The organism is Stenotrophomonas sp. CASM114 (assembly GCF_049384325.1).
Taxonomy (GTDB): domain Bacteria; phylum Pseudomonadota; class Gammaproteobacteria; order Xanthomonadales; family Xanthomonadaceae; genus Stenotrophomonas; species Stenotrophomonas muris.
Window position 1 is genome coordinate 61,223 of record NZ_JBMRGJ010000003.1, and the last position, 12,590, is coordinate 73,812.

At 60.5% G+C, this 12,590-nt stretch carries 16 protein-coding genes; 6 read left to right on the forward strand and 10 right to left on the reverse strand.

From position 1 onward, the window contains the following. The first annotated feature begins 716 nt into the window (after positions 1–716). Entirely contained in the window at positions 717–1,181 is a 465-nt protein-coding gene (locus VG566_RS04855; protein ID WP_146200791.1) for a hypothetical protein, read from the forward strand. Here VG566_RS04855 and VG566_RS04860 read toward each other — a convergent pair. Further along, positions 1,178–1,993: a hypothetical protein gene (locus tag VG566_RS04860; protein ID WP_053442691.1), complete on the reverse strand. Its 816-nt coding sequence runs from the start codon at positions 1,991–1,993 to the stop codon at positions 1,178–1,180. The genes VG566_RS04855 and VG566_RS04860 overlap by 4 nt on opposite strands. Positions 1,994–2,073: 80 nt before the next feature. Then, positions 2,074–2,427: a helix-turn-helix domain-containing protein gene (locus VG566_RS04865; protein ID WP_100049909.1), complete on the reverse strand. Its 354-nt coding sequence runs from the start codon at positions 2,425–2,427 to the stop codon at positions 2,074–2,076. A gap of 147 nt (positions 2,428–2,574) precedes the next feature. Here VG566_RS04865 and VG566_RS04870 point away from each other — a divergent pair, with 147 nt between their 5' ends. The 3 genes from VG566_RS04870 to VG566_RS04880 are packed head-to-tail and all read left to right on the forward strand — an operon-like array spanning position 2,575 to position 4,337. Then, positions 2,575–3,438, forward strand: a complete 864-nt coding sequence (locus tag VG566_RS04870; protein WP_053442692.1) for a hypothetical protein — start codon at positions 2,575–2,577, stop codon at positions 3,436–3,438. Next, a complete protein-coding gene (locus VG566_RS04875) occupies positions 3,435–3,797 on the forward strand; it encodes a hypothetical protein (RefSeq protein ID WP_053442693.1) in 363 nt (120 codons plus the stop codon). The genes VG566_RS04870 and VG566_RS04875 overlap by 4 nt, the downstream gene beginning before the upstream one ends. Positions 3,798–3,842: 45 nt before the next feature. Beyond that, positions 3,843–4,337 (forward strand): ABC transporter permease, encoded by a 495-nt coding sequence (locus VG566_RS04880; protein ID WP_234026130.1) that lies wholly within the window; start codon positions 3,843–3,845, stop codon positions 4,335–4,337. Positions 4,338–4,421: 84 nt separating this feature from the next. On the opposite strand, the gene VG566_RS04885 is transcribed toward VG566_RS04880, so the two are convergent. Both VG566_RS04885 and VG566_RS04890 read right to left on the reverse strand, forming a co-directional pair. Next, positions 4,422–4,625 carry a hypothetical protein gene (locus VG566_RS04885; RefSeq protein WP_053442695.1) on the reverse strand — a complete coding sequence of 68 codons (204 nt, stop codon included), beginning with the start codon at positions 4,623–4,625 and terminating at the stop codon, positions 4,422–4,424. A 173-nt stretch (positions 4,626–4,798) separates the two neighbouring features. After that, positions 4,799–5,164 (reverse strand): hypothetical protein, encoded by a 366-nt coding sequence (locus tag VG566_RS04890; protein WP_053442696.1) that lies wholly within the window; start codon positions 5,162–5,164, stop codon positions 4,799–4,801. Between the two features lie 218 nt (positions 5,165–5,382). Between VG566_RS04890 and VG566_RS04895 the strand changes: the two genes are divergently transcribed. Next, the gene (locus tag VG566_RS04895; RefSeq protein WP_005416069.1) at positions 5,383–5,817 is read left to right on the forward strand and encodes a BLUF domain-containing protein; all 435 of its coding nucleotides are present in this window, start codon (positions 5,383–5,385) and stop codon (positions 5,815–5,817) included. Between the two features lie 439 nt (positions 5,818–6,256). Here the strand turns inward: VG566_RS04895 and VG566_RS04900 are convergent, their stop codons facing one another. Next, positions 6,257–6,556, reverse strand: a complete 300-nt coding sequence (locus VG566_RS04900; protein WP_065183090.1) for a hypothetical protein — start codon at positions 6,554–6,556, stop codon at positions 6,257–6,259. 61 nt (positions 6,557–6,617) lie between these two features. On the opposite strand from VG566_RS04900, the gene VG566_RS04905 reads away from it, so the two are divergent. Then, positions 6,618–7,232, forward strand: coding sequence for a hypothetical protein (locus VG566_RS04905; protein ID WP_065183089.1), 615 nt, complete (start codon positions 6,618–6,620; stop codon positions 7,230–7,232). Positions 7,233–7,888: 656 nt separating this feature from the next. Here VG566_RS04905 and hxsA read toward each other — a convergent pair. From hxsA to VG566_RS04930, 5 genes are all read right to left on the reverse strand, one after another. After that, the gene (hxsA, locus tag VG566_RS04910; protein ID WP_143568717.1) at positions 7,889–8,551 is read right to left on the reverse strand and encodes a His-Xaa-Ser repeat protein HxsA; all 663 of its coding nucleotides are present in this window, start codon (positions 8,549–8,551) and stop codon (positions 7,889–7,891) included. Between the two features lie 2 nt (positions 8,552–8,553). Then, the gene (gene hxsC, locus VG566_RS04915) at positions 8,554–9,723 is read right to left on the reverse strand and encodes a His-Xaa-Ser system radical SAM maturase HxsC (RefSeq protein WP_109337148.1); all 1,170 of its coding nucleotides are present in this window, start codon (positions 9,721–9,723) and stop codon (positions 8,554–8,556) included. Next, the gene (gene hxsB, locus VG566_RS04920; protein ID WP_423172607.1) at positions 9,710–11,206 is read right to left on the reverse strand and encodes a His-Xaa-Ser system radical SAM maturase HxsB; all 1,497 of its coding nucleotides are present in this window, start codon (positions 11,204–11,206) and stop codon (positions 9,710–9,712) included. The genes hxsC and hxsB overlap by 14 nt, the downstream gene beginning before the upstream one ends. Continuing rightward, on the reverse strand, positions 11,193–11,630 hold the full coding sequence (locus tag VG566_RS04925; protein WP_238582453.1) for a hypothetical protein: 438 nt from the start codon (positions 11,628–11,630) through the stop codon (positions 11,193–11,195). Before VG566_RS04925 ends, hxsB begins: the two co-directional genes overlap by 14 nt. A gap of 469 nt (positions 11,631–12,099) precedes the next feature. Then, positions 12,100–12,546 carry a winged helix-turn-helix transcriptional regulator gene (locus tag VG566_RS04930; protein WP_080112492.1) on the reverse strand — a complete coding sequence of 149 codons (447 nt, stop codon included), beginning with the start codon at positions 12,544–12,546 and terminating at the stop codon, positions 12,100–12,102. Between the last annotated feature and the right edge of the window lie 44 nt (positions 12,547–12,590).

Genomic DNA, 12,590 nt, shown 5'->3' on the forward strand with positions numbered 1-12,590 from the left:
GTTCAACGGGCGTGCCGCCCGAGCGTAACAAGAAGTACGTGGTTGTCGACAGGCGGCGCTATCTCCCGGATGGCAGTATTAGCCCCTCGTCGCCAAGTAATCCATGGGCCGTGTATGAGGACACAATGCCACTCATAGAGCCCCCGCTGGCGGAGTTTGAATCGATGGCTGAGGCGCTTGCTCATGCCACGATGCTAGGGGCTACATCAGAGCCCAACTAAATTTGAGGGGACTGTAGCTTATTGGTCCGGTCCTTCGAGAGGTGAGCGTCGGCTGACAATTTGGCGGTATTCATCCCCCGACAACGGCACCCACGTAATGTCCTGATCTTTCCAAAGAGGAGCGCTAGTAGGGAGGCCTCTGCGCTCCATATTGGATTGCCAGAATTCGATGCAGCGGTTTGTTGCCTCGGTGGCCTGTTTCTCCGCATCCTCGGGCGGGACGCGTGCTAGGCACGCCAAATAGGCGTTGTTCCAGAAATCTTGAATTTTCATGATGTTGGCCTTCTTCTCTACTGGTGGGCCTTATTATCAGGTGGGGCAGGGTTGTCAATGGCTGCCGGGGTCTTCGTGAATCGCGCCTGCAATGTCCCTATGTCGACCGGGCGTTGTCGGGACAGATGTCCCGATAAAGCGCCACAGCGCCTAGTGAGCCCTACAGCTCCCCTTCGCCAACATTACGGTGTTCCAACCGGGAACGTCTTTGGTTGAGCGTCGATGAGCAAAGAGACGGACAATGATATGAGCGCTGAAGGGCATCGTAGCGCCAGAGATCCGCATTGGAGTCTGCCAATTCAGTGTGAAGAGGAAACCCGGGCTGTCATGGACGAGATGGACAATCTCATCAGCCGGCTGCCGTTGGAACTCAAAGTGCGCGCCCGAGCCTTGCCGTTCCCGCAGTTCCACCACGCGTGCGCCCATGGCGATATCGAGATGGTTGCCGCGATGTTGGAAGTCGGGGTAGATCCGGACGGCTACCCCTACACCTACGACGAGATGGACCAGCCTCCTCTGGTGTGGCTTGCATGGGCAAGCGATCTAGATAGCAAAACCAAGCAGGAAGTGGCCCTGATGCTTATCAAGGCCGGTGCGTGCATAGAGGAGGGCGAGCCTCGGCTCGAAGCACTGGCCTGTCAAGACGAGGAATTCGCCGATTTTCTGGAAACGTATTCCCCTGTCTAGAGGTTGGGGTGAGGGCCAAGGAGAGGCAGCTCAGGCGCCTCCGCTTCGGCCTGTAAGGGGCAACTGCGGCGAACATAGCGTGGACCGTCGGGTGTGATCCTCCCCAAGATCACGATGTCATCGTTGATGCGGTGAAACCGATCACTCGGATGTACGGCGCACGAAGCATCGCTATAAAGGTCGAGCGCAAATGCGGTGTGGCGGGCCACTGATCTCATCCAGGACGGCGCTACTGGTGAGTCTCCTATCGCGAACGCAGCTACGATGGACACCACTGCTGCGGCAAAAATGCGTGAGCAAAGCATCAAATAGTCAAAGTCGCTCCTCTTCGTTTTCCCCCAAGGGGAAGTTCCTGCAGCCCAAATGAGAATGCCTATGGCTGAAAGGCCGCTTGAAACCGTAATCACGAAGGCGATGATCGGCACGAAAGCGAAAGGCACAAGTAGGGCTACTGCAGTTGGAAAATGAGAAGGATCCTGTCCGGTGCCATCGTTGACTGCCAGGCGGCTGATCCCTGTTGCGGCGGCAAGCGCCATAACGCTCATTGCTGTGACAGCCAACTTGGCCAGTGGCAGCTGGAGCTTCGGATAGAGCCAGAGAAATGCTTCACGTAGGAACCCAACTGCAAAGAAGAAACTGGCCGCGTAAGTGATGACGTCGGTGGCCAAAGCCTTCGGAGCAAAGCGGAACAGAAGAAGGGCGATGCCCATGAGGGCCGCCCCACTGCAGTAAGCCCGAACGGTCAATGGTTGGATGAACCACCACAGTTTGAACCGTTGAAAGCGATCGCTGATCGTAGATGAAAACAACATCCCGTATCCCCCGTGTCCATACCGGGCGGATTATCACCTGTTGCCGTCGCAATCGCTGAGACCGGCTCGCTGGAAGGAGCCTATGAAGGTTCGAGGTCTGCCAAGAGGCGGTCAATGGCCTGCTTTCGCTTTCCAGGGGGGAGTGCGGTCAGCTCTTCCAGGGCTTGAGAAAGCTTGGCCTGCTGGGCCTCGCTTTGAACGCCCAGCGCCAAAATGGCGTCGGCCATCGCCGGCGTCGTCGCCAGCAGGTAGGCCGGCGGCACGTCCAGTGCCTGCGCAAGCTCAAACAGTGCTTCCAGGCTCACCGTCATCGACTCGCTTTCATAGCGACTGATGCGAGCCGATGCGGTGTCTTTGTCCAGGCCCATCCTGACCCCCACTTCGCGCTGGCTGAAGCCTCGAAGGATCCTGGCTTGGCGCAAGCGCGCGGCCACGATCGCTCGCGGAGTTGTCGGCGTAGTCACAGGCTGAACGGATGCAGTGCAAGCATGCACCGATCATGACGCAAGGCCTACGCCCCGGGTAGACTCTACGTGCCACGTAAGTATGTGGCAAGTCCATCCAAAGGAACGAGGGGCTGTATGAAGAACGGGGCAGTTCTGGCTGGCGCGCTCGCGCTGGCCGTATCGACGGGCGTCAGCGCCGAACCCACGACCGCATCGGGCCTGCTTCGGCAGATCGGTGGGGCCATTTCTGGGAAATCCGCGTCACAGGCCAAGGTGTCCCATCCCCTGTACGCCGAGCCGCTCGGCATCTACTGGGACCTGGACGAGGACACCCTTGAGGGTGCTCAGCACCTGCGCGAAGGGCTGTCCTCCACCGGGGCACAAGGGATCGACATGTGCGACATGGGCCTGTTGGCCATGGCCCATTCCGCCTACCAGTTGCGGCCTGACAAACGGCAGTGGTGCTTGCGGCAGGCGTGGGTGGCCGCAAAGAGGACGACCGGCAGCAAAGAGGCAGAGCCGCCTGCGGCGGTGATCGAGCAGCGCTTCGGGCCTGCTTTCGACGCCCGGCTGGAGCGGTTCAAAGGGATTCGGCGGTATGCCGTTCGCCCGAACTTCAAAGCGCTGGGTGGGGTCAGCTACAACGCGAATCGGGGCGTCATGGAAGTGTTCGTGCCGATGCCGCAGATCTCGGTTGCCGGCTTGAGTGTCACGGGAAAGAACTTCGTCCCCTGGATCCGCAAGACGCCCACCGGCGTGTCCAGCCCTCCGAACGCGGGGCGCTACCGGTTGCTGATTCGGATGGACCCCGCCGAAGCGGCCAATCTCGCGCGGCAAGGCCGCTCGTTCCAAGACGACCGCGTGGTCTTCTCGGTCAATCGGGTTTGGGTCGACGGCACCGAACCCAAGATGGACGTGACCGTCGAGAAGGTGAGCCTGGGCTATCGGAACGAAACGATCGAAGTGGACATCACCAAGAGCCGAGGAGAAGGTGCATGAAGCGTGGAATGGTGGTCGCCGCGGTAGCAGCTGTTGCCTTGATTGCTTGCGGTAAGGCGGAACAGGGACCGTCGGTAGAGCAGGTTGCAAAGGGGTACGAGCAGTATTTGAACGCGAACCTGGTGGCCGAGCTAGGGCAGCGCGTGGAAGTGCGTGGCTGGGATGACTTGAACGTCGACTGCAACCAGAGCGGGCCCGAGCGAACGACGTGCGTCACCGGCGGCACCCTCGATGTGATTGGTTTCCAGGGTGGACGCCAGCTGAAGGAAGAGCCTGCGCCCGTGCCAGCCCAGGCAGACCTGGTGTTTGAAAAGCAGGCCGGGCAGTGGGTGCTCATCGACGCACAAAAGAAGCCCTGATCGGTCCTTGTAACCCGCCCTCGTTCTCGCCCATTTGGAGGTTCCATGAATGCCCATGTCCGCTCTCACTCGACCGCGTCCCATATGCAGTGGGGCCTGCTCGCACCCGCAACGGTCCTCTTGGGCGGCGCTGGCCTGCTCGCCTTCGCAGGCGGTGCAGAAATTTCTGGAGAGCTGGGGCTTGCTTGGCAGGCTGTGGCGGCGTTCTCGGCTGGTGTTAGCGTGCTGGCGCTCCTCCTGCTGCTTTACGTGCTGAACTGGCGGGCGGCGCGCGTTCGGGCAGCCAGGGCGGTCAATCCCTTCTTGGAACCAAGGCGCGGGGGCTTTTGGAAGGGGGCACTGATGGGCACGCTGGTCGTGGTGGTCGTCCAGCTGGCGAGCATCGGTGTAGGGATCTTCTACCCTGGCCTGATCGAGGCGGAACGCAACTTCTTCGTGTCGGTCCCGCCCTTGGCGTTGGCCGCCCTCTACACCGTCTTTCCTATCGCGCCACTGGTGGGCGGGTTGATCGGGCGCGTGTGGCGCGCCACCAGCCTATAGGGCGGGCAGGGGGCTTCTGACAACCATAAAAGGGGGCCCCCCCCCTTTCAGCGGTTCGCGAAAGATGCCGGCGACGATGGCCGCTTACGCCCTTCGATGCTCGATCAAAGCCGTCCGGTAGTTCTCGCAGGCGTTCCTGAGGCCCGTTTTGGCTGCAGCGATCAACGCGTCGGTGCCCATCACGGAAGCTTCGTTCCGTTCGACGATCAAGATTGGTATGGCCTCGGTGGCCTGGCGCCAATCGTTAGCTAAGCGTGGTTCTTTCTTATTGCTGCGAACGTTGCCCATCGTTCCTGCCTCCATTGAAGATGGAAGCATCTAACCATGCGTCTGAAGCTTGGCAAGGTATACGGAGGAGTGGATCTGAAAATGTGTCAAGCCGTTTGCGATCTGAGGCTTAACTGCTACCGAAGTCTCACTATCCCGTAAAATGATTCATCTCCCACTGCTAGTTTCCTGCTTCAAGCCGGTCTGTCATCCACGTTGAGTGTCGCCATGATCTCCCCGGCAACCTCAACAGTTGCGCAGAGGAAGAAGACCGCATCCCTTTCCGCCGCCTGGGACAGGAAATGGTGGACGGTGATCAATGCGGCAGTCGTGTTCCTGACGAACACCTCGTGGCACTGCGAGAGCCGAACGTGCGCAAGCTGGGCTGCGAGCGCCTGCTTGGTTGCGTGGACTTCGGCAAGGTGATCGCTGTCAATTCGCCCGGGAAGACCCACTCCGCATCCGGTGTAGACACATTTGTCCTTGAACCTGGTTTTCCAGACGAATTGAGGCGAGTTTGGTTCAAAGGGCGGGGCGTGTAGGGGCTTGCTCTTGATCATGCAGTGGCGATGACTCTGGGCTGATCGCTTCCTGCGAGTTGCGCAAGAAGAGTCCGATGCCGTTCTTGACCGCTCAGCATTGAGCGGCGTCGGCGAGAATAGTTGCGCGAGCGTGAAGGTCCCGCGACTGACTGACCTCTCGCTTTCGCCTTTCCTTCCTGCACGCCCAGAGCACAAAGCGCGGCGTAGGCTGACGCCTTAACTCGAGGTTGTTAGGCATGCTCAATTGCTCGGTTGTCTTTGTAAGCTCAGCAGTAGAGGAGCTGACTGAAGTGCGGATTGCCGAGCTGATGGCAGCCGGCGCTGAGTTCAATGAGGCATGTGGTTCGCGCGCAGTTGTGTGCTTCGATGGAAGCCGATTTTTCACCTACCTAGAAGGGACTGCCAGCGCAGTAGGTGCGACGCTGGTCTATGTGGAGTCGCTGGACATCCACTCAGAGCTTGTGCAGCTCGCTAGAGGTGCTGTCCAAAAGCTTCGCTTCTCCGATCAGCCTCTGCTGTTCATGCGGGTGTCCACTCCCTGTTTGAAGACCTTGGTTCGAGCGGACTGGACCAACTTCTCACAGCGTTTGAAGGGCAGGTTTGAGCCCGTGACGGGCATGGAGCAGCTCGCCGAGCTCGTTGCCCGACACCGCGAGCCAGCCGAGGCCTAGTGCGCGCCGTGGGCACGTAGGAGGGCGCAACTGGGGTTCGTTTCAGGATGAGGGTTTGCTTTCAATGCGGGAGCGCTTGATGGCACCTGCGGCGAAGATCCCCGCGATAACGAGGGTGCGGTGCGGGATCTTGAGACGCGAACAAGGACGACAACGCCGCGATTGGGCGCATAACAGGGGGCGGCTTGTCGAGCCGGGTGGCCCTAGAGCCGGTTGGTGCAGGTTATTCTGCACAACCCAGCTTCGAGCATAGAAATGCACGCCTTCCAGGATTGGACGTTCAACGCCAATGGCAGAATCATTACCGCCAGAGTGGAGGTGGACGGAAGCGGAGGTGGAACCATCACTCGGTTTGAGACTCGTCCTGGTCCCGCTCAAATCGGCCTTTCGATCAAGGTCAACTCTCAGCAGGAGGCGGCCACCAAGCTGGAGCAGATCCTTACTGATCTATTGGGCGCTGGCTGGTAGGGCCTGGGTCCATCAGGGATATCTGTTCGGTGAGCATCCGAAGAGACTGCTGAAAGGCAGCGGTGAAGATCGGGCCATCGAGGCCGGCATGAGTGTCCGCCGCTTCCACCAACATCAGGTCCCAGATCCGGCGCAATGATGGCGGATCACTGTGGGTGGCGATGGTCGCGCCGAGTGCGTACTCCATCGCTTTGAGGTATCCCCGATGCGCTTCTAAGTCGACCTCGCATGCGTGCAGGCGTTCAGCAAGTTGCTCCAGGGTGTATGTCATAGCGGACTCGACTTGAGGATGAATACGAGAGATAGTCCATCTAGGTCATTAGGCAGACACAATGAGCATTCTCAACGTCTTGCTGAGCCCTAGCCAGCTCCTCGTTGCTGTTGACACCCTGGCAGAGGATGCCCGTACCGGCGCCCACTCCTCGGGCGCCAAAATGCTCCTGATTCCGCAGCACAATCTCGTGATGGCCGCACGCGGGTCTACGCAGTTTTTTCTTCGTGTCTACGAGCTGGCGCTTCAGGCGAGCTTCCGCGCAGATTTCACGATGGAACAGCTTTCTGCGGAGATGGGCTTGGTGCTGGACCAACTGTGGCCGAACTACGTAAGGGCAGCTGCCGAAGCGCGCCTACCGATTGACCATCTCGGGACTGAGCTGGTTCTTGGGGGCTGGTCGCCCAGGAATGGTCGGATGATGGCAACTGCGTACGCCAAGAACGACAGCACCAGACCTACCATTGTTCAGTGCCTTGATGGCGGCTTGGCCTCGCCGGGAGAACCCTTGGCCGGCAGGCCTGAGAGCTTTGCCCCAGCCGATGTCCTCGCAGCCGGCAAAATCCAGGCCACTTGGCTTAACGCGCGGGTAGGGCGGCAGGTGGCTGGTGGTCGGCTTCTGGCGACGTTGCTGCGCGATGGGCAGGCGGTGATGCAAGATCTAGGTGCGATCTAGATCTTCGGGCACCAGCCCCGCTAGCGCCAGGATCCTGTCCTTTCTCATCTGCTCTCCCCAGAGAACCCACGCTTGGTCTACGGTCAAAATCCCCGTCACCGCGCATGCGGGACAGGTGAGCTCCACCCCCCCCACAGCATCGGTAAGGCCTTGGCCACGCGACATACGCGATTCGTCCCCACACGAGCCACACTTGGCCTGTAGGGATTCCACTCGCTCGATCGTTCCATTCAGGCGCAGCAAAGGGCGAATCCGAAGGATCCGGAAAGCGGTCGAGGGTGTCATGTGTCATACCTGAGAGGGGCTAGACACAGGGGCGAAGGATTTCGCGCCAGAGAGGAGCCAGTTGGGTCAACCTTACACCATGAACCGTTAAGAGTTTCATTCCGGCCGAAGCTCTGCGCCCCAGAGGAAGGCTCTAGAGCCTGCTCACCGGATCGATGCGCGCGGATGCCATGAGAGTGTGCCCCCAAGCGAAGCGCTCCACCGTGTGCCTTTACGCCATGGCCTGGGTAATGCGCAATCCAATCCTGGTCTCGACCTCACGGGGTGTCAGGCAAGGCTCCCTGGGGAAGGGGGGGGGGGCTTCACGAACGCTGGTGTGTGGTCAGCTTTTGGCATTAGGCGGAAGCCACGGCATGGTGCCGGCGTGCTGATTAGAGCCGCACCCCGAGTGCGTCGAGCGTCGGAGTTGTCATCGTTCCTGTCGCTCGAATGCCGTGGGCCAATTGGAACATGCGCAGCGCCGATTGGGTTTCAGGGGTAAGCGCACCGTCGATGGCGCCCGGATCGTAGCCCTTGGAATAGAGCGCTGCTTGGACGCGCATGATGAGCAGCTTGAGCGCATCGGCGTCCCGTCCCTCCGTGACTGGCTTTTCGTAAGTGCCAGGTTCCAAGGTCAGGTTGTTCGTAGACCTCGAGTTTGCTCGGGTGGCTGGATCCAGATTCTGGGTCGGGTAGCTGTTCAAATGGCCGCCGCCACTCCCCGTGGTTCGGGAAGTTGCGGGCGCCGCCGGTTTCGCTGGCGTGGTGTAGCGGGTGGGCGGTGGGGTATAGGTCGCCGGTGGCGGGGTGTAGGAGCGATACGAGCTTCCCGACCCAGACGAATGGGAGCGATGGGAACTGTGTGATCGATGGGAGCTGTGGCTGCGGTGCCCTGCATACAGGTTGTGCCGGCCTGCATTCAACGAGGTGCTCAGGACGGTCGCGTATTTCCCGTCCAACTCGGAGAGCCTGGAAAGTTCGGACTGGCCCTTGGGCGGCTCCGTGCCCAGGGTTCCCAAGGTGGCGGCGCCGACGATCATCAGTGCGTTGGACATGATCAGGTTTCCAGGACAGGAGAGATGGACCGGCTGGTCCAAGCCGGTGTGACCCACGAGAAGAAGCCGCCGCACCGCTGTCGAACCGAGCAGGTTTCGCAGGCGGGTAGGTAGTCGTTCTTCCAAGGCGAAATGCTCTGCACGGCGTAGGGCCAAAGCGATCGGTCCAACGCGCACAAGGGCAGGTTGTAGAGCGAGACCGGGATTCCGCCCTCGGCCAGCAGCCCTACCGCTTCGGACAGGACGTCACCGTAGTCCGCTGGATCGGCCCAAAGCTCACGCTGATGCGCTTTGGCAAACCCGATGGGCTCGATGCCCATCAGTGCAACGTGTTCGACGAAGGGCAGGTTTCGCCAGATGTAGCGCGCCAGCTGTGCCAGCCGCTCGACCGTGGGCTTGACCAACACGACTCGGATCTCCACCCGCTGCTGGGCGGCTTCCAATGCGTAAAGCCCACGAAGGGTCTGAGCGAACGCACCCTCGCTTTGCACCACGTAGTCGTGCAGAGCATAGCGGTCCCCGTAGAGCGGAATGCCCCAGCTCAGGTTGGGATGGAGGCCCGCAAATTTCGCCTGCAGGCCGGGCTCAGGCAGTCGGCCGTTGGACAGGATGTGCAGGTGGGTGTTGGGCAGCACGTGCGCGCATTTGGCCACCACGTCGACCAACCCGTCACCCAGCAGGGTCGGTTCCCCGCCGCTGATTGCCAGCGAAGGTTCCTCCGGATCGATGAGGTCGATCAGGTCCAGGAGGTGCCTCACCCGCCAATCGTCTTGAACGTCTCGGGGCGGCTGAGAGCACATCAGGCAGTAACTGTTGCAGCGCTCGGTGGCGAACAGCACATTGCCGGTGTCTCCGCGCCGGTAGCGGATCGCCACTTTCTTCTGCAGGGGATTGAGCTCCAACACATCCCCTGGCTTGCAAACACCCGGCGGACCTTCCAAGTGAACGAGAGGAGCCTCACTGGGTGAGCGCAACCCGCTGGAGGGCAAGACTGCACCCCAAGGCAGGTTTAGCAGCTCATTGCTGGCGTGGTCCGCTGGGACGTCCCGCAGGTCCAGGGCCAAGCGCTCGAAGGGAAGTGCTGATTGGGCAAACTCTGCCAGCGACACGACCTTGAGCAGGCTGGCCTTCGCCGATGGCGCCAGCTCGGCTCTGGTTTCAAGCGGCAGCATGGATGGCTTCCTCGACCGATGGCTTCGGATTGGCCCAGGAACGCATCAACCCTTGGATGTTCCGGTCAGCCTTCTCGTATCGCTCCAGCAGGAAATCAAAGAGCCCCATGTTCCGCCGGCAGAAGTCGCTGCTGGGCCGATGGCCGATGGGATCCCCTTGGCGGGCGTAGTGCTCGATCGGATCAGCCCCGCACATCGGGACAAACGCGCAGTCGGAGCACGTGGGTAGAGCCTCGGCGACCCCGGCGTCCAGCAAGCGGGCCATGGCGGGCGAGGACAGCCATTGGCTGACCGGTTGGCTGACGTGGCCCAAGGCAAAGGCATCGTCCCCCATGGCGGCCAGCATGCGTGCCTCATCCGACGGATAGACCCGCCCATCGTGGTCATAAATGACGGCGCCCAACCCGGCTCCAGAAGGCGATCGGAGATCGACGTAGCCGTGCCCGAAGGACGTGAAGAGCTGGGAGAGGAGGAGAGACGCGTAGGACTCTTCCATGGCGTAACCGGCCAGGTTCACCGACAGCAAGTGATCGAAGGCGCGCCGGTAGAAGGCAAGGAAGTCTTCCGTGGGGTAGCCGGTGCGCCGGGCCGTCTTGGTGGCGAACCCGTAGGGGCTTAATGGTCGCAAGGAGATGTTGTGGAAACCCTGCTTCCGATATTCGTCGATGATGGCCTCAGGAACCTCGAGGCTCTGGCGGGTCAGCGTCGTCAGCGCCGAGACGCCATCGTCTCCGAGCCAACGGCGTGCGCGTTCAATCCCCTCCACAGTCCGCCGATAGCTGTCGCGGCCGGGCCGGGGGCGGTTGGCGTTGTGGAGCCATTCGGGACCGTCCAGCGAGGTGGAGAGCTTGAAGCGGTGCTCGGCCAGAAACGCCAGCTGGTCGTTGGTGAGGTCATGCAGGGTGGATGCCAGCACGAAGCGCATGGTGCGTCGGGCGCTCTGATTTCGCTCGACGATCCGCCGGGTGATGGCCTTCACTTGCTCAAAATTGAGCAGGGGCTCACCCCCTTGGAATTCGATCGTCAGTTCTTGGCTCGGCCATTCGAACAACCGTTCCACCGCCTGTCCGGCGTGCGCGCTTTCCATGTCGAACGCAGTGGCGCTCGTTTCCTGCCGCGACACTTGGCAATAGTTGCAGGTGTGGTGGCAACGCAGGGAAACCACGAAGATGTGGAGAGCAGGTCCACCCATCAGGTAGGACTTTCGGCTGCGGATTTGACTAAGCAGAGGCGCCAAGCTGCTTCGGTAGGTGCCGGCAACGGCCAGGTGCCGGGCTTCCAAATCCGCAAAGAGGGCGGACTCGGTCGGCAACTGGTGGGTCACCAGACGCTGAACGTCCTCCATCTTCATCAGGAGCCAGTCGCCTGCCATCGACGAGACGAAGGCCCGATCGTGATCCCACGGCAGACGCCGGAACCGTAGAGGCAACAGTTGGTAGTCCGATGGCGCGGCGAAAGCCTCAGCGAGCCTAAACCTCGACATGGGGCACCGCCGGCTGTGCCTGGTTCAGTGCTGCACGAAGCAGCTCCTGCTGAAGTCCGCTCGTCTCCGCTCGCACGGCCGCTCGCAGGCGTTCGTCAAGCAAATCTCGAGAAAACCGGGCCCAGATGTCCTCTGGCACCATACAGCCGTCCGGAGACCAAATGCCAACGATGAGGTTGGCGCCTTGGCAGCGCACCTCTATACCAAGCTGGCCGGTATAGCGATGCGCGGCCCGAGCCGCCACGTCGTCTGAATACAGTGCGCGATCAATAATGAATTGCGAGCGTTCCATTGCCCATCCCCCTTTGATGCACGAACTGTGCTCCTGACCGGGCGCTGTTGCAAGTTCGGCAGTCGGAAGTCCCACTTGCTGCAGATTCCCTGTCTCCACAAAGAGCAGCGGTAGCTTGGGGCCTTCTTTCAAGCGCTGGACGCCCGCAGCCTATGCTCCGGAATGAAGCCAAACAAGCTTCTTTGCAGAGGATGGGCGGCCATGAGAGACATTGTCTTTCGGTCTTAATGGCGCCGATCGTGGAAGCGCGATATGCGGGCTTGACCGAGCCGATAGTGCTTACTCGCAACTACTTGGGGCAGCGACCTGCTCCTTGATGCGCAGGCAGTGATCTTTCAACGTTGGATTGAGCGCAAGTGCCGGCATTGCCGTCGCATCAGCGTGGAGTGCGAGCAGCTGGCTTTATCGGGCGAATCTGACACCCAAGTGCGGAGCCTGGTCGATATTAATCAACAATCTCCATGCCAGCCCAGCTGAGCGAATAGCCCGGGGCAGGAATGCCGCAGCGGCACAAAAGAAGGCGCCGCGCTCGTGACAGATAATCAAGAGCTCTCCAGCAATCGTGCTGAAGCGATAACTGAGCTTAGTTAGGTCGTTCTGTTCAGGCCTCGTCGCGTGGCAGCTTTCTATCGAACCTTTCTCGTGCGGATCGAAAGCTGCTGACGTTCTCTACAATCCAAGTCCAAAGAGGGACCATTCGAACCAGGAGCTCATATCCAGAGTCGGAGAGTGCATATTCGACATGGGGCACCACTTCATCGAACTCGCGACGCACTACCAGCCCATCGCGCTCCAAATGGCGAAGCGTACGGGTCAGCATGCGTTGCGTGATTCCGTGCATCCGACGGCCGATCTCTGCATGTCGAAGCTGACCATAAACGCCTAGTGTATGAATGACACCTAGCGACCAACGGCTGCCTGCATGGGCAAGGACCTCTCGACGAAGCCCATCGTCATCATCTCGAAGTCCATCGCAGACCGTCTGGGAGTACTGAAGGATGTCTTCTCTACGGAGATTGTCTGACGGCAGTATCACGCGTGTGCCCATCTTTCGCGCCAGTTCACGGGCTGGCAGTATACCGCAAAGACAAG

Excerpts from the sequence above, each read along its gene's own strand:
- VG566_RS04930 (WP_080112492.1), bottom strand. The coding sequence starts at position 12,546 with ATGGGCACACGCGTGATACTGCCGTCAGACAATCTCCGTAGAGAAGAC.
- VG566_RS04880 (WP_234026130.1), top strand. The coding sequence starts at position 3,843 with ATGAATGCCCATGTCCGCTCTCACTCGACCGCGTCCCATATGCAGTGG.
- hxsA (WP_143568717.1), bottom strand. The coding sequence starts at position 8,551 with ATGTCCAACGCACTGATGATCGTCGGCGCCGCCACCTTGGGAACCCTG.
- VG566_RS04855 (WP_146200791.1), top strand. The coding sequence starts at position 717 with ATGAGCAAAGAGACGGACAATGATATGAGCGCTGAAGGGCATCGTAGC.
- VG566_RS04885 (WP_053442695.1), bottom strand. The coding sequence starts at position 4,625 with ATGGGCAACGTTCGCAGCAATAAGAAAGAACCACGCTTAGCTAACGAT.
- VG566_RS04895 (WP_005416069.1), top strand. The coding sequence starts at position 5,383 with ATGCTCAATTGCTCGGTTGTCTTTGTAAGCTCAGCAGTAGAGGAGCTG.
- VG566_RS04890 (WP_053442696.1), bottom strand. The coding sequence starts at position 5,164 with ATGATCAAGAGCAAGCCCCTACACGCCCCGCCCTTTGAACCAAACTCG.
- VG566_RS04860 (WP_053442691.1), bottom strand. The coding sequence starts at position 1,993 with ATGTTGTTTTCATCTACGATCAGCGATCGCTTTCAACGGTTCAAACTG.
- hxsC (WP_109337148.1), bottom strand. The coding sequence starts at position 9,723 with ATGCTGCCGCTTGAAACCAGAGCCGAGCTGGCGCCATCGGCGAAGGCC.
- VG566_RS04900 (WP_065183090.1), bottom strand. The coding sequence starts at position 6,556 with ATGACATACACCCTGGAGCAACTTGCTGAACGCCTGCACGCATGCGAG.
- VG566_RS04875 (WP_053442693.1), top strand. The coding sequence starts at position 3,435 with ATGAAGCGTGGAATGGTGGTCGCCGCGGTAGCAGCTGTTGCCTTGATT.
- VG566_RS04870 (WP_053442692.1), top strand. The coding sequence starts at position 2,575 with ATGAAGAACGGGGCAGTTCTGGCTGGCGCGCTCGCGCTGGCCGTATCG.
- VG566_RS04905 (WP_065183089.1), top strand. The coding sequence starts at position 6,618 with ATGAGCATTCTCAACGTCTTGCTGAGCCCTAGCCAGCTCCTCGTTGCT.
- hxsB (WP_423172607.1), bottom strand. The coding sequence starts at position 11,206 with ATGTCGAGGTTTAGGCTCGCTGAGGCTTTCGCCGCGCCATCGGACTAC.